This is a genomic window from Peribacillus sp. P4_D6, from assembly GCF_056401795.1.
The window spans coordinates 29,178-51,906 of record NZ_JBFUIQ010000026.1; the positions used below are offsets into that span (position 1 = coordinate 29,178).

The 22,729-nt window shown below is 42.4% G+C and carries 24 protein-coding genes and 2 riboswitches; of the genes, 13 read left to right on the forward strand and 11 right to left on the reverse strand.

The window, feature by feature from the left end:
* Window positions 1–118 precede the first annotated feature (118 nt).
* Both AC1DVB_RS10975 and AC1DVB_RS10980 read left to right on the forward strand, forming a co-directional pair.
* A complete protein-coding gene (locus AC1DVB_RS10975; RefSeq protein WP_057275739.1) occupies window positions 119–322 on the forward strand; it encodes a hypothetical protein in 204 nt (67 codons plus the stop codon).
* 671 nt (window positions 323–993) lie between these two features.
* Window positions 994–1,413, forward strand: a complete 420-nt coding sequence (locus AC1DVB_RS10980; RefSeq protein WP_034314851.1) for a MarR family winged helix-turn-helix transcriptional regulator — start codon at window positions 994–996, stop codon at window positions 1,411–1,413.
* Window positions 1,414–1,478: 65 nt separating this feature from the next.
* On the opposite strand, the gene pdxR is transcribed toward AC1DVB_RS10980, so the two are convergent.
* A complete protein-coding gene (pdxR, locus tag AC1DVB_RS10985; protein WP_377332690.1) occupies window positions 1,479–2,870 on the reverse strand; it encodes a MocR-like pyridoxine biosynthesis transcription factor PdxR in 1,392 nt (463 codons plus the stop codon).
* 103 nt (window positions 2,871–2,973) lie between these two features.
* Here pdxR and AC1DVB_RS10990 point away from each other — a divergent pair, with 103 nt between their 5' ends.
* A complete protein-coding gene (locus AC1DVB_RS10990; RefSeq protein WP_454862082.1) occupies window positions 2,974–3,552 on the forward strand; it encodes a GNAT family N-acetyltransferase in 579 nt (192 codons plus the stop codon).
* 46 nt (window positions 3,553–3,598) lie between these two features.
* Here AC1DVB_RS10990 and AC1DVB_RS10995 read toward each other — a convergent pair whose 3' ends face one another.
* The 3 genes from AC1DVB_RS10995 to AC1DVB_RS11005 all read right to left on the reverse strand — a co-directional run bounded on the left by AC1DVB_RS10995 (window position 3,599) and on the right by AC1DVB_RS11005 (window position 5,304).
* Entirely contained in the window at window positions 3,599–3,742 is a 144-nt protein-coding gene (locus AC1DVB_RS10995; protein WP_170946858.1) for a hypothetical protein, read from the reverse strand.
* A gap of 75 nt (window positions 3,743–3,817) precedes the next feature.
* Window positions 3,818–4,273: a GNAT family N-acetyltransferase gene (locus AC1DVB_RS11000; protein ID WP_057275887.1), complete on the reverse strand. Its 456-nt coding sequence runs from the start codon at window positions 4,271–4,273 to the stop codon at window positions 3,818–3,820.
* 17 nt (window positions 4,274–4,290) lie between these two features.
* Complete coding sequence (locus AC1DVB_RS11005) at window positions 4,291–5,304, reverse strand: nitronate monooxygenase (protein WP_477589253.1); 1,014 nt, start codon at window positions 5,302–5,304, stop codon at window positions 4,291–4,293.
* 144 nt (window positions 5,305–5,448) lie between these two features.
* Between AC1DVB_RS11005 and trhO the strand changes: the two genes are divergently transcribed.
* A complete protein-coding gene (gene trhO / locus AC1DVB_RS11010) occupies window positions 5,449–6,414 on the forward strand; it encodes an oxygen-dependent tRNA uridine(34) hydroxylase TrhO (protein ID WP_057275737.1) in 966 nt (321 codons plus the stop codon).
* 303 nt (window positions 6,415–6,717) lie between these two features.
* Here trhO and AC1DVB_RS11015 read toward each other — a convergent pair whose 3' ends face one another.
* Window positions 6,718–7,350, reverse strand: a complete 633-nt coding sequence (locus tag AC1DVB_RS11015; protein WP_057275736.1) for a superoxide dismutase family protein — start codon at window positions 7,348–7,350, stop codon at window positions 6,718–6,720.
* A gap of 172 nt (window positions 7,351–7,522) precedes the next feature.
* A complete protein-coding gene (locus AC1DVB_RS11020; RefSeq protein ID WP_477589243.1) occupies window positions 7,523–8,830 on the reverse strand; it encodes a CitMHS family transporter in 1,308 nt (435 codons plus the stop codon).
* 201 nt (window positions 8,831–9,031) lie between these two features.
* Here AC1DVB_RS11020 and AC1DVB_RS11025 point away from each other — a divergent pair, with 201 nt between their 5' ends.
* From AC1DVB_RS11025 to AC1DVB_RS11035, 3 genes are all read left to right on the forward strand, one after another.
* A complete protein-coding gene (locus tag AC1DVB_RS11025; RefSeq protein ID WP_034314861.1) occupies window positions 9,032–10,243 on the forward strand; it encodes an MFS transporter in 1,212 nt (403 codons plus the stop codon).
* 249 nt (window positions 10,244–10,492) lie between these two features.
* Window positions 10,493–10,583, forward strand: a riboswitch (cyclic di-GMP riboswitch).
* A 944-nt stretch (window positions 10,584–11,527) separates the two neighbouring features.
* A complete protein-coding gene (locus AC1DVB_RS11030; protein WP_328118145.1) occupies window positions 11,528–12,985 on the forward strand; it encodes a SulP family inorganic anion transporter in 1,458 nt (485 codons plus the stop codon).
* A gap of 85 nt (window positions 12,986–13,070) precedes the next feature.
* A complete protein-coding gene (locus tag AC1DVB_RS11035) occupies window positions 13,071–13,217 on the forward strand; it encodes a hypothetical protein (protein ID WP_153246080.1) in 147 nt (48 codons plus the stop codon).
* A 98-nt stretch (window positions 13,218–13,315) separates the two neighbouring features.
* On the opposite strand, the gene AC1DVB_RS11040 is transcribed toward AC1DVB_RS11035, so the two are convergent.
* Window positions 13,316–14,245 carry a manganese-dependent inorganic pyrophosphatase gene (locus tag AC1DVB_RS11040; protein ID WP_034314865.1) on the reverse strand — a complete coding sequence of 310 codons (930 nt, stop codon included), beginning with the start codon at window positions 14,243–14,245 and terminating at the stop codon, window positions 13,316–13,318.
* A 292-nt stretch (window positions 14,246–14,537) separates the two neighbouring features.
* Window positions 14,538–14,718, forward strand: a riboswitch (cobalamin riboswitch).
* 138 nt (window positions 14,719–14,856) lie between these two features.
* On the opposite strand from AC1DVB_RS11040, the gene AC1DVB_RS11045 reads away from it, so the two are divergent.
* From AC1DVB_RS11045 to AC1DVB_RS11060, 4 genes are all read left to right on the forward strand, one after another.
* Window positions 14,857–17,154: a ribonucleoside-diphosphate reductase subunit alpha gene (locus AC1DVB_RS11045; protein WP_082609198.1), complete on the forward strand. Its 2,298-nt coding sequence runs from the start codon at window positions 14,857–14,859 to the stop codon at window positions 17,152–17,154.
* Window positions 17,155–17,199: 45 nt separating this feature from the next.
* Window positions 17,200–18,252, forward strand: coding sequence for a ribonucleotide-diphosphate reductase subunit beta (locus AC1DVB_RS11050; RefSeq protein ID WP_477589247.1), 1,053 nt, complete (start codon window positions 17,200–17,202; stop codon window positions 18,250–18,252).
* The gene (locus AC1DVB_RS11055; RefSeq protein ID WP_057275730.1) at window positions 18,224–18,661 is read left to right on the forward strand and encodes a flavodoxin domain-containing protein; all 438 of its coding nucleotides are present in this window, start codon (window positions 18,224–18,226) and stop codon (window positions 18,659–18,661) included. Before AC1DVB_RS11050 ends, AC1DVB_RS11055 begins: the two co-directional genes overlap by 29 nt.
* 118 nt (window positions 18,662–18,779) lie before the next feature.
* On the forward strand, window positions 18,780–18,947 hold the full coding sequence (locus AC1DVB_RS11060; RefSeq protein ID WP_162604450.1) for a hypothetical protein: 168 nt from the start codon (window positions 18,780–18,782) through the stop codon (window positions 18,945–18,947).
* 41 nt (window positions 18,948–18,988) lie between these two features.
* Here AC1DVB_RS11060 and AC1DVB_RS11065 read toward each other — a convergent pair whose 3' ends face one another.
* Window positions 18,989–19,186 carry a cold-shock protein gene (locus tag AC1DVB_RS11065; protein WP_028393295.1) on the reverse strand — a complete coding sequence of 66 codons (198 nt, stop codon included), beginning with the start codon at window positions 19,184–19,186 and terminating at the stop codon, window positions 18,989–18,991.
* Window positions 19,187–19,383: 197 nt separating this feature from the next.
* Window positions 19,384–19,875 (reverse strand): hypothetical protein, encoded by a 492-nt coding sequence (locus AC1DVB_RS11070; RefSeq protein ID WP_034314870.1) that lies wholly within the window; start codon window positions 19,873–19,875, stop codon window positions 19,384–19,386.
* Window positions 19,876–19,991: 116 nt separating this feature from the next.
* Between AC1DVB_RS11070 and AC1DVB_RS11075 the strand changes: the two genes are divergently transcribed.
* Window positions 19,992–20,471 (forward strand): GNAT family N-acetyltransferase, encoded by a 480-nt coding sequence (locus AC1DVB_RS11075; protein WP_230135396.1) that lies wholly within the window; start codon window positions 19,992–19,994, stop codon window positions 20,469–20,471.
* Here AC1DVB_RS11075 and modB read toward each other — a convergent pair.
* A complete protein-coding gene (modB, locus tag AC1DVB_RS11080) occupies window positions 20,433–21,086 on the reverse strand; it encodes a molybdate ABC transporter permease subunit (RefSeq protein WP_048678036.1) in 654 nt (217 codons plus the stop codon). The genes AC1DVB_RS11075 and modB overlap by 39 nt on opposite strands.
* Before the next feature lie 247 nt (window positions 21,087–21,333).
* On the opposite strand from modB, the gene spx reads away from it, so the two are divergent.
* Entirely contained in the window at window positions 21,334–21,729 is a 396-nt protein-coding gene (spx, locus tag AC1DVB_RS11085) for a transcriptional regulator Spx (protein WP_034314875.1), read from the forward strand.
* A 54-nt stretch (window positions 21,730–21,783) separates the two neighbouring features.
* On the opposite strand, the gene AC1DVB_RS11090 is transcribed toward spx, so the two are convergent.
* A partial coding sequence (locus tag AC1DVB_RS11090) for a sensor histidine kinase (protein WP_477589250.1) occupies window positions 21,784–22,729 on the reverse strand: 946 nt, incomplete at its 5' end.

The window sequence follows — 22,729 nt, forward strand, 5'->3', positions numbered from 1 at the left end:
CTCCTTGCACCTTCCTGTTCTCCTTATATTTATGAAACGGGGACACATATATTTCGCTTATACGTTTTATTTTCTCAATAAGGGGAAAAAGAGATACAAAGAGATGGAGGGATTCACATTGGATAATAAAGATAAAGAAAAGTATCTTGAGGAGCGTAATGATAAATCCAAGGCCTTCAAGAAAAATCAGGAGAAACAGCTGGAACGTGATCAAGTGGTCATGCCCATTGATGATTTACCAATTGATGAAATTAAATATGAACATCAAGAAGAACGAAATAAAAAAGAAACAAAGCACCGCTCCACCAGCGAGAAGTTTTAAACAAAAACCAGCCACTTTTTAGAGGCTGGTTTTTGTTAGCAGGATATACTGCATTCAGCGCGTTTTATACTTTTACCAATTTCGTCGGCACTTATGGACCATTTCAAAGAGTAATATATTCTTCCCATCATATATTACAAGCAGTAGACTAAAAGGGGTCCGGAAAGTGTATCTATCTTTAATTGATGTACCGGCAGCACCTTCAACTCCTTAGGTATGGTTTCTAACTAAATGTTATAACAAAGTTGATTGGAGCGGGTGTTCGAGACTCCTGCGGGAAAAGCGCGTCAAAGGGAGACCCTGCAGGTGCAAGCCGAGGAGGCTCCCCGGACCGCCCGCGGAAAGCGAGTGCCTGGAACGGAAATAAACGCCCAAATGGACAAACCACAAAAAAACTGTAGGTAAACATGAATTCTCGACTTTGTCTCTAGGCTGAAATATATTCCATCATGATTAATGTTCTTCTTGTGATTGTGCAGATGCTTCCCTCTTTGTTGTTTGAGATTTGGGAAGACTGAGCTTTCCCTCAATTCATTCATATTGCCAGAATTTTACCCTTCCCCGCTTTGCTTCCAAAAATAAACATTGACTGAAATAAATGATTCTTTACAATAGACTTTTAAGAATTAAAGAATATAATGGACTGGTCGACCATTATAAAGGAGAATCATATGACGAACCCTACTCAATTATTTCATCAATATTTACAAGTATCGAGATCATTAGTCAGCAAAATGAATGAACAAATTACAGCCCTTGAAATTTACCATAATCAGTGGACAATCCTGAATTACTTAAAGAACTGTGGCTATTCCACAATCCCCGATATTTGCAGTTACCTGGATGTAGACAGTGTGATCATCACACGTTCGGTCAACAGCATGGAACAGAATAATATGATTAAACAAGTTCCTGGTAAAGATGAACAGGAAAAACGAATCGAACTGACCCCCCGGGGCAAAGAGGTACATACAAAATGTCTTAAGATTGCAGAAAAAATCGAAGGAAAAGCCTTGGAAGGCATTACTGAAGAAGAACAGGAAGTATTTTTCCAGACGGTCCTTAAAATCCTCAATAATATAAGAAACTAAAATGGGTAGCTTGTATCATTTTAGAATAAGTGTGAAGCAAGGAGTTTCCTTACTTTCACACTAAGCTATAGCCATGCCTTTTTTAAAAGCCGGATTCCAGCTTCGATTTCCCTTTCGGTTAAACCACTGTACCCAATCAAAATAGTCGGATCTTTCACTTTCTTTGAATGATAAACCGATGTTGGGTGGACTTTAACCCCCACACTGGCAGCCCTTTGGATGAGCTCTGCCTCACTGCTGCCGTTTTTTACGTTTAAAAGAACGTGCAATCCTGACTTTTCACCGATTATGGCTACACGATCATGGAAGCTCTCTTCCATTGCGTTCAGCAGCACCTTATTCTTTTTACGATAAATCGTTCGCATTTTATTCAGATGGCGTTCCCAATGTCCATTTTTCATAAAAAGACAGAGCGTTTCCTGAATCAGTCTGGAAACGGTCTGTTTATATCCGATTAACTTCTGCTGAAATCGGCAAGACAACTCCATGGGTAACACCATAAATCCCACCCTGATCGATGGGATGAACGACTTTGAAAACGTGCCTAGGTAGACGACCCTTCCATTTGTGTCCAACCCCTGCAACGACGGAATCGGTTTGCCTGCATGTCGGAATTCCCCGTCATAATCATCCTCAATAATATAACCTTTTTTTTCCACCGCCCAATTCAATAATTCCACCCGTCTAGTTATCGGCATGATCATACCGGAAGGAAATTGATGGGAAGGTGTGACATAGGCTACATCCGCTGTACTCTCTTTCAATGAGTCCACACTCATTCCACTTTCATCCAAAGGTATGAATTCCGTAACCGCCCCCTCCAGCCTCAGTACCTCCCTTACCCGATGAAATCCAGGATCTTCCAACCCAAATACCCGCTCATTTCCAAGTAGTAACCGCAGAAGATGGATGAAATACTGGGTACCTGCCCCAATGATGATTTGATCAGCCCCGCAGCGAACTCCTCTTGATTGGAATAGATAGGATGAAATCTCAGCCCTAAGCCCCCATTCCCCTTGTGGATCACCGCTCATGAACATTTCCCTTTCCTGTAGATACAACGTATTATTCAAGCACTTTTTCCATACGGCATGCGGGAAAGAATCCACGTCCACCCGGCCATGATTGTAATCTATCTCATTTCTTTCATTCAGAGGGTCCATTATCCCTTCTGTTACAGGCAATGGCTCATTCAAAGCTGAAATCGGTTCTAAATCGGCTACGTAGTAACCTTTCCTTAATTGACTTTCCACATATCCTTCTGCCATCAACTGCTGATAAGCCGTATCAACTGTATTCAGGCCTATCCCTAAATGCAAGGCCAGTTTTCGTTTAGAAGGCAGTTTCATTCCGGCCTTTATTTGTCCATTCTGGATTTCCTTTATAAAGTATTTATACAATTGCACATATAAAGCTTCTTTGTTCGTTTTATCTAGGGTTAAAGTGATTTCAAACATTTGGTCCTCCTTCAAACTGGTTCCATAAATTATATCAGCATTGGTCCTTATTGCAGAACCAGAATATTTTTATAATTAAGATATCAATCAAGAGGAGGAAACTATGGAGGATTTCGAATTATACGGTAAACACGTGATACTCACCCCGATGATGGAACATCATATCGAACCGCTTTACGCCGCTTCCCTGCCATCTGAAATATGGAAATGGAGTGCAACAAAGATTTTGTCATATGAAGAGGCGATCTCCTATGTAAAGGAAGGCATTCGAGCAAGGGAACAGGAACTTCATCATCCATTTGTCGTTATCGATCGGACAGATGATTCGGTAGTTGGCAGCACGAGCTTAAGGAATATTCACTTTCATAATCAATCGCTGGAAATCGGCGCGACTTGGTATCATCCCGACAAATGGCGAACAGCCATTAACACTGAATGTAAGTACTTGTTATTGCAGCATGCTTTTGAAAAGTGGCAAATGAAACGGGTTGAATTCAGGACGGACGAATGCAACAAAAGATCACGTGCCGCAATAACCAGGCTCGGCGCCCTTGAAGAAGGGATTTTGAGGATGGAGAAAAAGCTGCAAGATGGGAGGATCAGGAATACGGTGGTCTATAGTATTCTCGAGCATGAATGGCCCAGTGTGAAAAGGAATTTGGAAGCTTTTTTAGAAAGGTGAAAATGAGAAAAAGAGTGCCATTGTTTTGCACTCTTTTCTCTTGCTGCTATTTTTCATGTGAGTCTTTACGAATTTCCGATAAAGAATCCTTTTGCCTTTTCGTTGATCGAATGAATATGAAAACACCAATCGCAAATAAAAATGGCATTAGTAAAGCAAAAAGAAGATAAATCATATCACCAATGAACAAGTTCATTACCCCCTAAGCAATTCGACGCACACTTTTGTCTGTAAAGCTTTTCCGTCAGACTTGAATGATCCCTGCTTAGTCCAAGCTTTGTGACAAGCGGATCATATCCTGGCACTGAATCCCATTTTCATAAATGGCCTCGGAATAGTTTCTAGTAAAAAAATCCCGATCGACCCCAGTTATTCTAAAACCGCATTTTTGGTAAAGGGCAAGCTGCCCTATCCCCGAATTCCCCGTTCCGATTTCAATCATTTTATATCCCTGTTCCCTTGCATGGCCTATCGCATGTTCAATCAATTGCCTGCCGATTCCTCTTCCATGGTACTGTTCATCGACCGCGATGTTCATTATCTCTATCAGTTCCGGGTCTTTTTGCAGTAAAACACAAACGCCGATCATCCGGTTATCACCCATGGCAACAAAGCACGTTCCACTTCCCAAATATTCCTCGACCAATTTCCTTGAAGGATCTGCCAAAAGCAATAAATGCATCGGGGGTGGCTCATCCAAGAATAATTCCCTTATCTCCATCAGCATCCAAACCCTCCTCAGTTTAATTCATCCACAAGCAGTTCAACCAATTCCGATGCAGGAAGTTCCCTGCTCAACTTATAACCCTGTCCTGCCCACAAAGCCATCAATTCAGGATTGTTCTTTTGTCCGGCTGCTTTTCGCATTTGTTTGGTCATGTGATGGACATAAGGATAGGCGACCGGTGCAACGCTATCATATTCCGTTAAAAAGTGATTCACCAACCCGCGTGCCCTCCGGCCGCTGAAGGCTCGGGTAACAGCAGTCTTAGTAAATCGGGGATTTCCCAGCGCCGCCTTATGGACCGGACTAGCCCCGCTTTCGGGACAGCGAAGGAAAGCGGTACCCAATTGCGCCGCTGTTGCTCCCGCTTCGAGCACGGCTGCGATATCCTTTCCATGCATCAGTCCGCCCGCGGCAATGATCGGTAAGTCCAGCTCAGCCCCTATCATCCGAATCAATACTAAAAGGCCGTAATCATCTTCTGTGCGGTCATCAAAACTGGCCCGGTGCCCCCCTGCTTCAAACCCCTGCACACATAGAACGTCCGCGCCTGCTCCCGCCGCCTTTTTTGCTTCCTGAAGGTTGGTTACTGTCACTGCTATAAGGGAACCGACATCTTGGAGCTCCCTTATTACATCTTCCGTTGGACATCCAAACGTAAAACTGACGACCGCGACCCCAGCCTCCTTCAATACATCTAGTTTATTTCCCCAATCATCGTCATCACTATCGGCTTTTCCAATCTCAGCCCCGACGCTCTCGGCCTCTTTTTCGATCTTTTCACGATAGCCAGATAATATATTTTCATCCGCCGGCTCGTTGCCTGGCACAAATACATTCACGCCAAAAGGGCGTTCAGTCAACTGACGGGTCTGCCCTATCTCGTCCTTCATCTCTTCCGCAGTCTTATAGCCAGCTGCGAGAAAGCCCAATCCTCCTGCATTGGATACTGAAGCCGCAAGCTTTGGAGTGGAAGCTCCTCCTGCCATCGGTGCCTGAATGATTGGATATCTCATTAACTCTTTCAACATTCGATACAACTCCTCTTGATTTTTCTTCATGCCCTTATCATTTTTACGTTTTCTTGGTATAATGATTATCTGTAAGAGAAAAGTGTCTAAATGATCACCCTTTATATCTTGCAAATATAAAACATAGGTGGTAAATAAAAAATGGAAACAAAACCATATAGAGTATTACTTTATTATTTGTATGTACCTATCGAGAATCACGAAGTATTCGCAGCCGAGCATCTTGCGGCATGTAAAGCCCTTGAATTGAAAGGCCGTATCTTGGTGGCTTCAGAAGGTATCAACGGAACGGTTTCAGGTACGATCGAACAAACCGACAAATATATGGACATGATGAAAAGCGATCCCCGCTTTGCCGATATCGTGTTTAAAATAGATGAAGCTGAAGGCCATGCTTTCAAAAAAATGCATGTTCGTCCACGCAATGAACTTGTAACACTTCGCTTGGAAGACGACATCAACCCGAACCAGACGACAGGCAAATACTTGAGCCCGAAGGAATTCTTCGAGCAAATGCAAGATGAAAACACCATCGTCCTTGATGCCAGAAATGACTATGAATTTGATTTAGGACATTTCAGGGGTGCAATCAAGCCAGAAATCACGAATTTCCGTGAACTTCCGGAATGGGTACGGGAAAATAAAGAAATGTTCGAAGGCAAAAAAATCCTAACGTATTGCACTGGCGGTATCCGCTGTGAGAAATTCTCCGGCTGGCTTGTCGAAGAAGGCTTTGAAGATGTAAGCCAGCTGCACGGCGGCATCGCAACATACGGGAAGGATCCCGAAGTCCAAGGTGAGCTATGGGATGGCCAAATGTATGTTTTCGATGAAAGGATTGCCGTACCTATCAATCAAAAGGAACATGTAATCGTCGGACGCGATATTTATTCCGGCGAACCTTGTGAACGCTATGTCAATTGCGCTAATCCTGAATGCAACAAGAAAATCCTTTGCAGCGAAGAGAATGAACACAAACATATGCGCAGCTGTACCCATGAATGCCGAGTGCATCCGCGTAATCGCTATGTAGTCGAGCATAACCTTTCTGATGAAGAAGTGGCTGAGAGATTACAGCTAATCGAAGATTCCATTACGGCAAAATGATTTTAGCAAACCCGAATCAGTGGACATGATCCCTGTTCGGGTTTTTTTATCGATTAAACCAAATCTTATTTTTCTATATTAAACTTATGCCTTGGACTTCATTCCACTGTAAGAATTAACTTTGATCTTTAATGCCATCTGCTTTTACTGCAATATTACTTCCATTCTTACTTCTATATTACAATAGAAAAAACCTTCTTAATACGTAAAAAGAATGGTTTCCGCTTTTAGATTTTAGCGGTCATCAGTCTTACCTACATGAAAAGAGCGATTCCTTTTTAGGGGAATCGCTCTTCATTCATGTTATTTTGCATCTGCACTTACAACAATCCCGCAAGCTTGTCTATCGCCTGCATCACCAGTTTTCAAAGTATCTGCATCCGGTCCTTTTTCTCCATTGGCTTCATAGCGGTCAGGAATATTGGCAAAGTTGTCTGGGTTAGCATGAACGATTACAGCCAGCTCTTCTTTCTTCAGTTGGTCTATTGTCATGTTATCCAATGTTGCCGTATATTTTGCTGTCCCATCTTCTTTTACATATAAAGGGGGCATATCACCTGCGTGTTTAGAATGCGTTTCATCAGTTGGGTTGAAGTGTCCTCCCGCTGTAGTGAAAGGGCCATCCTTGGCATCCGGCTCACATGCTGCGTTCTCGTGCACATGGAATCCATGGTAGCCTGGCTCAAGACCTTCCAAAGCGGTCTCGATCACTACAGAATTCTCTTCAGCGGTAAAGTTCACCGTTCCAAGTGTTTTACCTTCTACATCTTTAACTTCCGCTTTCACCTGCGGATCAACCTCTGTATCTGTTCCTTGTCCCGCTGTAGTCATGTCCTCGGCATTATTATCGGCCTGATTTGAATCATCCGCTGAATTGCATCCATACAGTAAAAAGGCAGCACACATAGGCAGTATAAGCTTTTGTTTATAGTTCATGATAACTTCCCTCCACTCTCTTATATGTATCTTCCTCTTATTACTTTCCACTATTATGGAAGAATAAACAGATAGCGGCATAAATAGGAAAATAGATTACACCAATGAGAGTGAACACCTTACTAAATTCACAGACAAGGATATTACACTATAGCTTAATGGGCTCACATTTTTACAAAGTGATGACCCCGAAAGTAATGGCCGCGATCGTCATGATGATGGTTGTCCCAAACGCCCATTTAAACAGGAATTTTTGATGATCCCCAAAATCCACGCCTACAAGGCCAATCAATATGAATGTTGCAGGCACCAATGGCGATAAGGGGAACCCTGCGGTCGAATGACCTAATAATGCCGCCCTTCCGATTTCTACAGGGGCAATGCCGAAGTTCGATGCCGTTTCACTTATGATTGGCAGAATGCCAAAATAATAGGCATCAGGTGAGAAAATGAACCCCATCGGTATGCTCGTCAGCGCTACCACCAGTGGCAAATGTGCCCCGAGCCACTCCGGAATGACAGTTACGATTGAAGCAGCCATCGAGTCCATCATCTTTGTTTCCGTGAATACACCCGTAAAAATCCCAGCTGCGAAAATGAGTGTACAAATCATCACGAAACTATTGGCATGACTTAAAATCCTTTCCTGCTGTTCTTTTGGGTTCGGAAAGTTAACGAATAGTGCAATCGCAAAAGCGGAGGCAAATAAGATTTGGATCGGCAGCATTTCCATCACCAGCAATACCATCAGTAAAATCGTCAAGAACCAATTAAACCAAAAAAGCCTGGATGTTCCTTGAGGTGCGGTTTCAACAGCTGCAGCCTGTTCGCCCATACCAGGTTGGATGTTCGTCTCCAAGGAGCCGACTCCCAATCTCTCCCTTTCCTTTTTGCCAAGTATATATGCCGAAAAAAGCGTCCATAAAAGACCGCAAACCATGACCGGAATAAGAGGAATGAATAACTCCGAAACTTCAACCTGAAGGCTCGCGGCCGCCCTGACCAAAGGACCGCCCCATGGAATCATGTTCATGACGCCAGCGGCCAAACCAACGACACAGGCCAATACGAGCCTGTTCATCCCTAATTTGATATAAAGCGGCAGCATGGCCGAAACAGTGATCATGAATGTAGAAGAACCGTCTCCGTCCAAACCTACCAATATGGTTATAATGGCGGTTGCCATGACAACCTTTAGCGGATCTCCTTTTACAAAACTCAGTATTTTAGCGATCATGGGCTCGAATAAACCAACGTCAATCATTAAACCAAAATACAGAATAGCAAAAACGATCATGACTGCTGTCGGTGTCACCTTTAAAATACCCGCAACCATCATATCTCCCATTTCCGAGGCAAACCCACCAATCAGACCAAAAGCTATTGCCGTGAAGATAAAAGCGACAACCACTGATAACCGCTTCGTGATGACCAAGACCAGAAACGTTAAAATCATACAAAACCCTAAAATCGTCAACATGTTTAAAACTCCTTTAATTGGAAAAATGAATACCTTTTGTTTATTTAACTTTTCTGAAAAATCAGTATTTTCACATTATACCATTTGCCCATTCATTAAAAAACCTGTTAAACAAATTCGTTTAATAAATTAATTAATTTCTGTATACTATTATTTAGGAACCCGAAGTTTTTTTTGGAGGAAAGAAGTGTTGTATGTAAAATGAACGCTCATAAAATAGCTAAACGGAACCTTTTCATCATGTGGTTCGCCAATTTCTTCATAGGCGGGAGCATGACGATGGTTCTCCCATTCATATCCTTATACATTGGTACATTCGGAGATTATTCGACTCAATATATCCAGCATTGGTCCGGATGGACTTTTGGAATCACTTTCGTGACAGCCTTTTTATTTTCCCCCATTTGGGGACGGATTGGTGACCGGTATGGCAGAAAGAAAATCTTGATTGCCTGCGCCTTTGGGATGGGCCTGTCCATCTTCCTGATGGGATTCGTCGAAAATGTTTGGCAGCTATTCGTCCTAAGGATGTTCACAGGAATATTCACTGGCTTCATTTCCATGTCCCAGGCCTTCATATCAACGCAAACACCAAAAGAAATTGCCGGACGTGTACTGGGAACCTTACAAACGGGAAATATAACCGGTTCCCTTTTCGGACCATTGCTTGGCGGCGTCCTTGCAGACACACTCGGCTATTCAACCGCCTTTAAATTCACCTCCATCACCATTTTCATCTCTGGTCTTCTTGTTTTTGCAACCAAGGAGTACCGAATGGAGCGGCAGGAGGGAACGAAGTCGAGCTATACAAGCAGGGAGGTTCTCTCACATATCTTAAGGAATCCCATCTTGGTGAATGTCATGCTCATCTCCACGCTTGTCCAAGTTGCCCACTTCAGCATCCAGCCCATTCTTTCTTTATACGTTGGTGAGCTGCATGGAACTTCCAATCTTGGTTTTTATTCAGGAATCGCCTTTTCTGCAGCAGGCCTGGGGAATTTATTGATGGCGCGTCACTGGGGCAAGATAGGTGATCGGCATGGACATGTGAAGATACTTGTGCTGCTTCTTTTTCTGACAGCTCTTGTCTACTTGCCCGGTGCCTTCATCAATCATTTTTGGCAGCTTGTCTTTGTACGTTTCATACTAGGCATGGCAATAGGCGGCATCATCCCTGTAAGGATTGCCTACATTCGCCAAGAAGCGCCTGTCGCAATGCAGGGGGAAGTGCTTGGGTACAATACGAGCCTGCGCTTTTTAGGCAATATCATCGGACCCGCAATGGGCGGAATGGTTGCTGGTTTCTACGGATTCTCTGCCGTCTTCATCACGACAAGCACGTTACTCCTCATAGCCGGACTTGTCCTCTATTTCGCGATGCACCGCAATCCGGAGTTGGCCAGATCACATTAATCACATTTTTGGCAAGGAAGCCTGCTTCCATCTGGAAGCAGGCTTTCTCATGTTTAATGGTCATACAGCTGTAGTGCTCGATACTTCTGGAGCTTTTTTATATGGGGAATGATAGAAGAGAAATCAAGGAAAAGAGATTTGAAGGGGTCACGTTCATGCCTATCCGTAAAGTCCACCAACCCTTATGACACACCCACAAACTGATAAGTATTTTTCCAGCACTTCATAACACATCGAACTTTATGTTAAGATTAATTCAGGCAAATTTTATGAAAGTAAAAGACGCAAAGCCACGGGCCTAAACCAACAACTTAGTTGTCACGGCAGCCGGGTTGCCAAGATTTTTCTTGAATGGATCACTTTATAATTAATTTTCTTGCCCCTTTTTAATTTGCCTAAAATTAAAACAAGGAGGGTTATATATGTTCTTTCCAACCATTTATTCAGCTACTACGGATGAGAGACACATAGTTAAAGATAAAAATACTTGTGCATGCGGCACAAGATATAATGCATTCGCAATGTTATCCAGAAGCGACCTTCGAAAGATCAGGTTCAAGCATTATAAAGAAGTAACATGTCCTTTATGTAAATCCAGTATCATTGATGAGGAATAGCCTCTTAACACAAGGACGGTTCATACTCCCAAACTTTGATAGAGCTGGCTTTTCATCCTCACCACTTCCATATATGGTAAAACGGGAAAATATCATTCCGGTAAAAAAACTCTCTTACTTCCTGCCCACATATTGACACAGTTAGAGCACGATCTTTTTTTCATTATATGAATGGTAAAGGTACGGTCACCCTATAGGGCTCGATAAGATATAAATCAAGTAAGCGTAGAATGTCATGAATCGGTTCCAATCGGTGGCGTAAAGCTAGCAGGAAAGGGATATCCATGTTTTTGATTTTTAATTATGAAATAGATCTCTACCGTTTTACTCCACTCCCCCTTAGCGGGAATTTCACAAAATCCTATAGGGGCCCCTTACGTCAAAAATGGCCAAGCCATTAACGGAAATCCCATTCGACTGACTTTATTACAAGCTTTACCTGTATGCATTCGCCTACCTCGATATAATTGACTTCCCTCACATGATAGCTCAATCACCTTTTATACCAATTATTCTCTCTTAAAGCATTTTCCTTCGTAAGATAAGAAATGAATAGCCCTCGATTTGTCGTTTATATTATCCATATAGATAGAATAAAGGACTCATGCTATAATTTAGTGCGTTAAAAAAGAAATGAACACACATATATAAAAGAAGGAGTGTTTCTTTGAATACATCTGCTTACAAAAAGGAATGGTTCGGCAACGTTAGAGGAGATGTTCTTTCGGGTATTGTCGTTGCCTTGGCATTGATTCCAGAGGCGATTGCCTTTTCGATCATTGCTGGCGTTGACCCAATGGTTGGTCTATATGCCTCATTCTGCATTGCCATCGTCATCTCCTTTGTCGGCGGAAGGCCGGGAATGATATCGGCTGCCACTGGCGCAATGGCACTCGTCATGGTCGACCTTGTTAAAGATCATGGCTTGAACTATTTACTTGCTGCAACCATATTGACTGGTTTGCTGCAAATTTTACTAGGGGTTTTAAAAATCGGGAAATTAATGAAGTTCATTCCGAAGCCAGTCATGACTGGTTTTGTGAATTCTTTAGCCATCTTGATTTTCACGGCACAGCTCACCCATTTCGTGGGCGAAACATGGATCATGTATGTCATGACAGCCGTTTCATTAGCTATCATTTATCTTTTTCCGCTAATCACGAAAGTCATACCTTCACCACTTGTCGCCATCATATTCATGACGATCGTTGCAGTTACCACGGGGGCTACGGTGCGGACGGTTGGGGATATGGGGCAATTGACCGAAGCGCTTCCGATGTTCATGCTTCCAGACATCCCTTTGACCTTCGAAACTTTGGCGATCATTTTCCCTTATTCCATTGCCCTTGCGTTTGTTGGACTGCTTGAATCGTTATTGACGGCTCAAATTGTCGATGAGATGACTGACACGGACAGTAATAAGAATAAGGAAGCCAAAGGCCAGGGGATTGCGAATATCATCGCCGGATGTTTTGGCGGCATGGCAGGATGTGCGATGATCGGCCAATCCGGTATCAACATTAAATCTGGTGGAAGAGGCCGGCTCTCGACATTTGTAGCGGGCGCATTCCTTATGGTATTAATCGTTGTATTGAATGATGTCCTTATCAAAATACCGATGGCTGCACTTGTCGCAGTCATGATCATGGTTTCAATCGGGACATTTGACTGGTCTTCCCTAAAGAGGCTCACTAGAGCTCCTAAGTCGGATGCAGCCGTGATGATCGTGACGGTCCTCATTGTCATTTATACACATGACTTATCAAAAGGCGTATTTGCCGGAGTGCTTTTGAGCATGATTTTCTTCTCGGCTAAAATTTCTAAAGTGGCAGTAGAGAAATCGGCAGACATCCAGGCTAAGAAAATCACTTATCGTATCAGCGGACAAATATTTTTCGCTTCTGTCCAGGACTTTGTTTCAAAGTTCGACTTCAAGGAAAAAGCCGATGCAATCGTCATTGACTTCTCCCATTCCAAGATCTGGGATGCTTCAGCAGTTGGTGCTGTCGATACGGTTATTCTTAAATATCAGCTCTTGGGAATACCTGTCCAAGTCCAAGGACTCGATGAAGAAAGTTCGACATTGCTTGAAAAACTCGCCACCTCAGAAAGTAAAATATCTTAAAGAAGTAAAATTCTGCTGAATAGAAACTTTTCAAACCGACAAAATAGATAACATGAATCATTTCCTTTTGAAAGGAGCGAAAAGCATGACACCCGAGCAGGATTATACGGCAGCAAATCTGTCACCGGATTTATTGAATGAACTGAAAAGCTTTGAAAGCAAACTTGGCGAGGAAGCCAATAAAGAATTGATTGTCATCGCCTATGAAAAAGAAAAGGAATCTTTAAATTAAGAAAAAAGACTCAAACACCCTTAATGGGATGGTTGAGTCTTTTTTTGAATGTACAAAAAAAGGCTGCCCAAGTTTTAATGAGCAACCCTTTTCCTGAATTATTTGCTGAATACGTCGGTTAAGACCGGAACGATTTGTTTTTTACGCGATACAACGCCTTCCAAGACGGCGATGTTATTGTTTAATGAAACGTCATATGCCTTTTCAACCGCATATGCCGCTTTACCAAGGGCCAAGGCAACGGAATCATTAGTCAGGATATCCGTAACGACGAATAGGAACAAGTCCAATTCCTTCACTGCGATGACCGCTTCAATCGCTGCTTCCAATTCTGCTTGCTTAGCAAGGACTTCGTTCGGATCAACGGCATTGACCTGTGCTATTTCCACTTTAGCCATTCCCATGGAGAATTCCTTGGCATCAAGAGTGATGAGCTGGGCAATCGTTTTGTCGCTTAAGTCAGCTCCCGCTTTCAACATTTCCAAGCCATATTTTTCAGCGTCGACTCCAGCAATGGCAGCGAGTTCCATTGCTGCTGCAACGTCCTGCTCCGTGCAAGTCGGCGATTTGAACAATAAAGAATCGGAAATGATGGCAGACAGCATAAGACCTGCGATTGCTTTAGGGACTTCAATGCCGTTTTCTTTATAAATTTTATTTAAGATGGTTGCCGTACAGCCAACTGGTTCCGCACGGTAATATAATGGATCGCTTGTTTCAAAGTTAGCGATACGGTGATGGTCGATAACTTCCAACACACGGACTTGGTCAATATCTTCAGCGCTTTGCTGACGTTCGTTATGATCGACCAGGATTACGCCATCAGCTTCCCCTGCAACTTTTTCCACAAGACGGGGAGCATCGAATTTGAATTGGTCCAATGCATATTGAGTTTCACCATTCACTTCACCCAGACGAACTGGTTCAGCGTTGATACCTAGCTGTTTTTTAAGATCTGCATAAGCGATTGCTGAACAGATTGTGTCTGTATCCGGGTTTTTATGTCCAAAAACTAATACTTTTTCCAAGATTTTATCCCCTTTTTCATAAATATTTTTCCGCGAATCCCCTCAGTGCAATAACGGAGAGCCACCTTTACTAGACACTTTATTTTAACACAAAATCCCGTAAAATCAGCGCTTGATTTATCCATTCCCCCATAAAATCTTTCATTCCCCCACCCTCTTCCATCACTTTGTCAATAGATAAGGATTGGTTTTTTTCAAATATATTAGTTGAATTATCATCGTATATGGCTTACGATAATATAAGCAGAAATACTAGATATTGATTACATAAACAATTCCAATAACTATATATAGAATTTTTATAATCCAAGGTGCCAGTGATGGCTGAAAAGGGAATCCGGTGTAAACCCGGAACTGTCCTCGCAACTGTAAATGTGACGAAATGAGAAAACCACTGTATAGCTCTCTATACGGGAAGGACTCAAAGTAGGATGATCATGAGTCAGGAGACCTGCCTTGAATTTTTCACGTTTCTTATTCTTCGGGGATTGAGATGATGAAACGATAGTATAACGGCTATTTTTTCATGCCTCTTTTATTCTATCGTTTGATCCGCTCAATTCTTTGGGCGGTTTTTTTATTTTAGCGGAAGTTAACAAGGAGGATTATTAATGACTCAAACATATAACTCTACCATAAGTGAAAATGACACAGAAGCGAAATCCATCCAGCTTGAGATGTTATCGAAGGAATTCGAAGGCCGTCTCGATATGGAAAAGTTCAAAAAGCGTTTTACAAAATGGCTTGATCGCAAAAGTGACTCAACCGAAGAACAGGCTTCAAAAAAACTGATTCAGCTCGCTCTTGAAGGCGTGGATATCGATGCCCCGGATTGGACTTTCGTTGCTGCAGCAGAACTGTTGAATACAATGTATAGGGATGCACAGGCCAATCGAGGTTATGAAGGCAAGAGTTATGGCCCATTCTATGAGCTGATCACAGAACTCTCCCAGCTATCGGAAGGTCAGCGTTATCCCATTTATAAACCAGAACTGCTATCTTCATATACAAAAGCGGAAATTGAGGAATTGGGATCGGTGATCGACCCGGAAAAAGATAAATTATTCTCTTACATAGGCATCTACTTATTGAATGACCGTTATCTGGCCCGCCCAAAAAAGGACAAGGTCTTCGAACTGCCGCAAGAACGTTTCATGATCATCGCGATGGAAATCATGCGAATGGAAAAAACGGAGCACCGCCTGCAACTGATAAAAGAAGCATACTGGGCCATGTCCAACCTTTATATGACCGTTGCGACTCCTACACTCTCCAATGCAGGTAAAACACATGGACAGTTAAGCTCCTGCTTTATCGACGCAATTGAAGATTCCATCGACGGAATTTACCTATCAAACTACGATGCGGCAAAAGTATCTAAATTCGGCGGCGGTGTTGGTCTTTACGTCGGTAAGGTTCGCTCGCTTGGTTCCGATATCCGCGGTTTCTCTGGAAACAGTTCCGGCACGACGCCCTGGATTCGACTATTCAACCAGACAGCTGTAAGTGTCGATCAATTGGGGCAACGTAAAGGCGCCATCGCGATTTACTTGGATGCCTGGCATAAAGATATCATGAGCTTCCTCGATTTGAAGACTCAAAACGGGGATGACCGATTAAAAGCACATGATATTTTTACAGGTGTATGCATACCGGATTTATTCATGGAGGCTGTACGCGACAGAAAAGAATGGTATCTTTTCGATCCGCATACCGTTAAGCAAACCCTTGGATTTTCACTTGAAGATCTTTATGACGAAAAGAAAGGCGAAGGAAGCTTCAGGAATCATTATGCACTTGCTGTCGAGGCCGCAGAAAATGGCACGCTTCCAAACTATAGCTTTGAAAAAATCAATGCGATGGACATCATGAAAAGCATCATGATTTCTCAATTAGAAGAAGGCGTACCGTATATGTTCTACCGCGATGAAGTGAATCGGAAGAATCCGAATAAACATAAAGGTATGATTTATTGTTCTAACCTTTGCACGGAGATTGCCCAAAACCTAAGCCCTTCGACGATCACGGATGAATATGAAACAGAAGATGGAGATGTTGTTGTGGTTCGTAAAAGCGGCGATTTCGTTGTCTGCAACCTTTCATCCATTAACTTGCCCCGAGCGGTGGGCAGCGATGTTCTGGAAAGATTGATTCCCATTCAGATCCGTATGCTGGACAATGTCATTGATGTGAATAATCTTCCTGTCAAACAAGCATCCATCTCGAACAAACGGTACCGGGCAATTGGTTTAGGAACGTTTGGATGGCATCATTTACTTGCCACACAGAATATTTATTGGGAATCCGATGAGGCTGTTCGCTATGCAGATGCTTTATACGAAAAGATCGCTTACTTAACTATCAAGGCATCCAACGAACTGGCCAAGGAAAAAGGATCTTACCCATACTTTGAAGGTTCTGATTGGCATACAGGGGACTATTTCGAACTGCGTGACTATACAGATCAAAAATGGCTGGATTTAAAAGCAGACGTGCAGGAGCACGGAACCCGTAATGGCTATTTAATGGCGATTGCCCCCAATTCATCGACAGCCAAAATCGGTAATTCCACGGATGGAATCGATCCTTTGTATGAAATTGAATTTTACGAAGAAAAGAAAAACTTCAAATTCAAGGTGACCGCACCAGGCTTGACGCCAAATACGTATGAATATTATAAAAAGACGCGATTCAATTTGGATCAACTGGAAAGCATCAGGCAAAATGCAGCCCGCCAACGCCATATTGACCAAGCAATCAGCTTTAATCTGTATGTACACAATACAATCAAAGCGAAGGTCCTTTTGGACATCCATTTAACGGCATGGGAAAGCGGGTTGAAATCAACGTATTATGTTCGTTCGACGTCTTCCGAATATGACAATGCCTGCGAAAGCTGTTCAAGTTAACGTCAATCATGACCCAGTAATCTATTCTTAAAGGAGTTTTCACGAATGACCAATCATATAAAAAAAATTCGGATGCTCGAACCGACGCATCCAACAAAGGCAACCGGTGTTTTCAAAGGAGAAGCTTCAGGCTTCCTCCTTTGGAACGATATACAGTATGAAAAATTCTATGATACCTATACACAGCTCATCAATAACTTTTGGAAGCCTTCGAGCGTGAACATGATTCAGGATAAAAAGCAGTGGGGCGAATTGGATGAAGATATCCAGGACGCTTTTCTCGAAATCCTTACGATGATTGCTGGAATGGACAGTCTTCAAACGCCCACTTTAGTAGAGATCCTCCGGTACATAAAAGATCCGGCGGCAAAAGCTATCTTGGCCAACATGGCCCAGCAGGAATCGATCCATAATGAGTCTTATTCCTATATCCTTGCTTCCTTGATTCCGGTAGGCAAGCAAAAACAGCTTTTCGACCGCATCAAAGAACATCCTGAAGTGATTAAGCGTAACCAACCGATCGTTGATGCTTATCAAACGTTCGTGGACGATCCCAGCCCTCAGCATTTATTCGAGGCACTGATCCATTCAACGAACCTTGAAGGGATTTATTTCTATTTGGCTTTCGCCTTTTATTATAATCTAGGACGCCAAAATCTAATGACCGGTTCAGCTACGATGATATCCTATATTCATCGCGATGAAATGGTCCATTTCGATTTCATTGGCATGCTCGTTCAAATCTTGATGTATGAATATCCTGAGTTAAATAATGAAGAAAACACGAAGTTCATCTATACAACGATTGAAAAAGCAGTCGAACTCGAAAAGGAATGGTCTGAATATATGCTCGAAGATATCCAAACGAAAGCCGATCTCGATTTGGAAGAATTCAATGAGTACATCGAATATATCGCCAACAAACGGTTACGTATGCTAGGCCTTGAAAATTTGTATAAAGAGTATGGCGAGAACCCGATGCCATGGATCAAAACGTTCGATGATGAATCCATCGGCCTTACCAAAACCGATTTCTTCGAACAGAAGTCAAGGACATACAGTCAAGTAAATGCCAGCAATGGGTTCGATGAGCTGTAAAATCGCCATTGTCTATCATTCTGCCGGCGGCAATACAAAAGCGCTTGCCGAAGCCCTCGCTGCCCTTTTACCTGAGGCTTTCTTATATCGAATGAATGAATTCGATTTACGTACATTGCCGGATTACGATGCCTTGATCGTCGGCACCTATACATGGGGCAATGGGGAGCTTCCCGCTAAATCAGCAGCCTTTTATAAAGAACTGGAACAGTTGCCTATCGCTCGCCTGAAAACGGGAGTCTTCGGCACTGGCGAAACCAATTATAATCATTTTTGTGGGGCGGTCGATCATTTCCGGGATATGTTATTTGCGAAGAGCCAGTTATTGGTGACATTGAAGATAGAACAGATGTATCAAGAATCAGACCTGCACAGACTTCAAAAGTTCGCTTCGCTATTCCAGAACTGACTGAAAGGGGATTGCGTTTTCGCATATCCCCTTTCAGTGTTTTTTTTAAAACTTGGCTCCCTCAATCATAGCAACGGTAAGCATGAAGTATAATGGAGAAAAAAGGAGATGATATCCAATGACTGAGAATATAACCCAGTTCCTTCCTATCCTTTTCATGCTAGTGCTTGTCGCATTCGTTATATTCATCGTGTTTTTCCTGTCAGGGCATTTTAATCGTACTAAACGGATCGAAGAAAAATTGGACAAAGCATTAAAGGAAATCGCCGAAAAAAAGGAAAAATAAAAAGACTCCAAAATCGGAGTCTTTTTTTTATATGCGTTCAATTATTTTTGAACGTTAGCAGCTTGTGGTCCACGAGCGCCTTGCTCGATTTCGAAAGAAACTTCTTGGCCTTCTTCAAGCGTTTTGAAGCCTTCACCTTGGATAGCTGAGAAATGTACGAATACATCGTCTTGGCCTTCAACTTCGATGAAACCGAAACCTTTTTCTGCGTTAAACCATTTTACTTTACCTTGTACCATGATAGTTCCTCCTGTGTTTGGAAAAATCCATTTTATTACTATTTTTGGTTCTGGATAATGTTTCAAGAGGAATCCTATTACAGTAAATCCTTCTATCAAACTTTTCCGAACAAAAATAATTACTCATATTATATCATGGAAAATCCTAAAAAAACAAGATTATCGCCGTAAATCAACCGACAAATTATCCTAAAATTCTACATATTCCTCTTCTTGCTTTGTCGGAAGCCTTCGTCCAATAAGTAGCGCTCCGCCTCAACCGGACTTTCGAAACATTCCTCAAGATTCGACCCTGAATAAACATTCCAAAGCAGGTCTTCCTTTTGAAGTGTAAGCTCTTGCTTTTCAGGGCCAATCCATGCCCCTTCCAACCTAGCGAACTCGTTTTCCTCTTCTTCAATTTCAGCCGGAGGTTCAGATAGGTAATCCACGCTTCTTTGGATCAATTCTTTTAATTCGGCTTCATTATAGTCACGTATATTGATAAACCCTTTACGGTCAGTGTCTTTTTTTCTCATATGCCCTGCGTAAACGAACCCATTTCCATTGGGATGCAAGTGCTGAACGACGATCTTTTTCTCCTGGACGCTATCTGGATAATGGAAGTTCACACGTCCCAATGAAACGTCTTTTCGCTGTAATTCCGGAAAAGTTTCAATGATGCTCAATTTTTCTTCAAATGTTAACAAATTTCTTCCTCATTTCATTAGTTCATATTGTTTGTCGATTATAACACAGACTGATTAGAAACAATAATCCCCCTCTTCCATTATAATGTAATGAAAAGGAGTGATAGGATTTGATCATGAGAATTCGGGACCTGGAATCAGACTATGGCCAGCAGCTATTTAAACTGCAGAAAGAAGCCTATAAGGTGGAAGCGGAAATGATCGGTTTTGCCGATATACCTCCTCTATTGGAAACATATGAACAATTCATACATTGCCATGAAACGTTTTTATGCTATTTAAAGGGTGATGCCTTAGCTGGTGCCATATCTTATACAAAAGAGAATGGCCAATTGCTGATTTGCCGAATGGTCGTCCATCCTGATTATTTTCGGCAGGGTATTGCGGACGCATTGTTACATGCTCTCCAATTACACGTCGACTGGGAAAAGATATCCGTTTCGACCGGTAAAATGAACCTTCCCGCACGAAATCTTTACGAAAAAAACGGATTCACCCATAAAGAGGACGTAGAAGCCGCACCTCGCTTATTCATAAGCATATACGAAAAACAGCATTCATTTTATGTATGTCACGATAAAAAGCATAATGAATGAAATGACAATGATTACGGCAACCCATAGCCAGGCCAATGTCATATTCCCGGAGTCCATGGCGATATAAATCGCGGTCGGTATGGTTTGTGTCTGTCCGGGAATGTTTCCGGCAAACATGAGTGTGGCCCCGAATTCCCCCAACGCACGCGCTGAACTTAGGATGGCACCTGTGACGATCGATTTGACCGCCAATGGGAGGGTTACAAACAGGAATAACCTCCACTCCCCGGCCCCGTCAACCCTTGCTGCATTTTCAATTTCTTCATCTATACCTTCAAAGCCCGTTTTAGCGGATTGGTACATTAGCGGAAAAGCTACCACGGTAGATGCAATGACCGCAGCCCACCACGTGAACATCAAGGGCTGGTCAAAAACCCTTTCAATGAATTGTCCCGGCAGTCCATTCTTGCCAAAAATCACGATCAATAAAAAACCAACGACGGACGGCGGCAAAACAAGCGGCAATAAAAACGCTGTTTCCAACAGGACTCTTCCCCTGAATTGCTTTTTAGCCATCATTCGCGCAAGGAAAATTCCTAAAATGAAAACAAGGATACCCGCCAGTCCCGCTACTTGTATCGATAGCCTGACTGGTGACCAAAAATCCCCTGTCATGATACTTCTCTCACTCCACTATTAAATATCGGCATATGCAGGTCCTTATTCGGTTTCATTACCCAAACCGTTTCTTTTTCATTAAAGGCAGATTTCATTTCATTTTCTCCCTTTCCTTTTAAAATAACATTTAAGTTTATTTTTCTTGACATCTTGCTGACACAAAGAAACGTTAAAGTAAGAGTATCACAAATATAAAAATAATTTCATTCCAATAAACTTGAAAACTTTGAAGGAGTCGATTTTAATGGTAACAATTTATACTACTCCAAGCAGTTTAGCCTGTCGTAAAGCAAAAGCTTGGCTTAAGAAGAACGAAATTTCCTTTAATGAACGTAACCTATATTCCCAGCCTCTTTCTATAGAAGAAATAAAAGAGATTTTACGTAAAACGGAAGGCGGGACAGATGAAATCATCTCAACCCGTTCCAAAAAATTCAAAAGCCTGAATATCGATATAAATAATACACCGCTTAATGATCTTTGCAAGCTTATTCAAGATAACCCGGATTTACTTCGCCGGCCGATCATTTTCGACCATAAGAACTTGCATGCAGGATATAATGAAGAGGAAATGGGACGCTTCCTTCCAAGGAAGGTCCGTCATGTACAATTATGGCGGGCAATCAGCCAATTAGCTTAATTAGTTAGCATTCTGCATAATAAAAGGGTTGTCCATTACCAGGACAACCCTTTTTTATATTTGATCCGCTTTTTCTATGACAATCGTGAAGATGGTGCCTTGTTCATTGCTATCCTTAAGCACAAGATCTCCCTTTTGCGCTTTTGCGAGCATCTTACTGAATGGCAGTCCCAAACCTAAACCGCGTACCTTCAACTTTTTGTTTTCGCCTCGATAAAATGGTTCGAACACATATTGCTGTTCATGCTTTGGAATCCCCCGCCCGCTGTCCAGAACATCAATGCAGATTCGTTCTTCATCCTTTTCATAAAGATGAATCGCTATTTTGCCTTTGCCGTCAAGTGCATGTCTGGCATTATTCAAAAGGTTAATGACGATTTGCTGCATCCGCAAAGAATCAATTTGACCAAAGACCGGTTCATCAGGAACGCTTATCTCCAAAGCGAACGCTTGATCATCATCTTGGGTCACCTGCCAGCGATAAGCGATTTCCTTGATGAATATATTGATATTCTCTTTTTGCACCCGGATTTTAAAAGCGCCTGCCGATATGGCATTATAATTGAGTAAATCCTCTATCATACCTTGTAAACGCTGAGTTTCCTTTAATGAAATATCGAGGAATTCCTTACTTTGCTCTCCCTTGACGACATCATCTTTCACCGCTTGTATCAGTCCGCTAATGGAAGTGACTGGCGTTTTCAAATCATGGGTTACGCCCGCGAGCAATTCCGCCCGCAACTTCTCCATGACCTTCAATCGATTGGTCATTTCCTTAAATGATTCTATCAGTTCATAGATTTCTTCTTCCTTGATTTCCTCTTCCTCTTTGAAATGGATATCATAGTTGCCTTCACGAACCTGGACAGCTGCGTTAGCTACGTCTTGGATGGGGCGCGAAATCTGCCTGGAAAGAAAATAAATGACGCCCGTTCCGAGAATCAGAAGTCCTCCAATCATTATCGCCAACAAACCATGATCTTGGTTGATTTCCTTCAAT

Excerpts from the sequence above, each read along its gene's own strand:
- AC1DVB_RS10980 (WP_034314851.1), top strand. The coding sequence starts at position 994 with ATGACGAACCCTACTCAATTATTTCATCAATATTTACAAGTATCGAGA.
- pdxR (WP_377332690.1), bottom strand. The coding sequence starts at position 2,870 with ATGTTTGAAATCACTTTAACCCTAGATAAAACGAACAAAGAAGCTTTA.
- AC1DVB_RS10990 (WP_454862082.1), top strand. The coding sequence starts at position 2,974 with ATGGAGGATTTCGAATTATACGGTAAACACGTGATACTCACCCCGATG.
- AC1DVB_RS11000 (WP_057275887.1), bottom strand. The coding sequence starts at position 4,273 with ATGGAGATAAGGGAATTATTCTTGGATGAGCCACCCCCGATGCATTTA.
- trhO (WP_057275737.1), top strand. The coding sequence starts at position 5,449 with ATGGAAACAAAACCATATAGAGTATTACTTTATTATTTGTATGTACCT.
- AC1DVB_RS11015 (WP_057275736.1), bottom strand. The coding sequence starts at position 7,350 with ATGAACTATAAACAAAAGCTTATACTGCCTATGTGTGCTGCCTTTTTA.
- AC1DVB_RS11020 (WP_477589243.1), bottom strand. The coding sequence starts at position 8,830 with ATGTTGACGATTTTAGGGTTTTGTATGATTTTAACGTTTCTGGTCTTG.
- AC1DVB_RS11025 (WP_034314861.1), top strand. The coding sequence starts at position 9,032 with ATGAACGCTCATAAAATAGCTAAACGGAACCTTTTCATCATGTGGTTC.
- AC1DVB_RS11035 (WP_153246080.1), top strand. The coding sequence starts at position 13,071 with ATGACACCCGAGCAGGATTATACGGCAGCAAATCTGTCACCGGATTTA.
- AC1DVB_RS11045 (WP_082609198.1), top strand. The coding sequence starts at position 14,857 with ATGACTCAAACATATAACTCTACCATAAGTGAAAATGACACAGAAGCG.
- AC1DVB_RS11050 (WP_477589247.1), top strand. The coding sequence starts at position 17,200 with ATGACCAATCATATAAAAAAAATTCGGATGCTCGAACCGACGCATCCA.
- AC1DVB_RS11055 (WP_057275730.1), top strand. The coding sequence starts at position 18,224 with ATGCCAGCAATGGGTTCGATGAGCTGTAAAATCGCCATTGTCTATCAT.
- AC1DVB_RS11060 (WP_162604450.1), top strand. The coding sequence starts at position 18,780 with ATGACTGAGAATATAACCCAGTTCCTTCCTATCCTTTTCATGCTAGTG.
- AC1DVB_RS11065 (WP_028393295.1), bottom strand. The coding sequence starts at position 19,186 with ATGGTACAAGGTAAAGTAAAATGGTTTAACGCAGAAAAAGGTTTCGGT.
- AC1DVB_RS11075 (WP_230135396.1), top strand. The coding sequence starts at position 19,992 with ATGAGAATTCGGGACCTGGAATCAGACTATGGCCAGCAGCTATTTAAA.
- modB (WP_048678036.1), bottom strand. The coding sequence starts at position 21,086 with ATGACAGGGGATTTTTGGTCACCAGTCAGGCTATCGATACAAGTAGCG.
- spx (WP_034314875.1), top strand. The coding sequence starts at position 21,334 with ATGGTAACAATTTATACTACTCCAAGCAGTTTAGCCTGTCGTAAAGCA.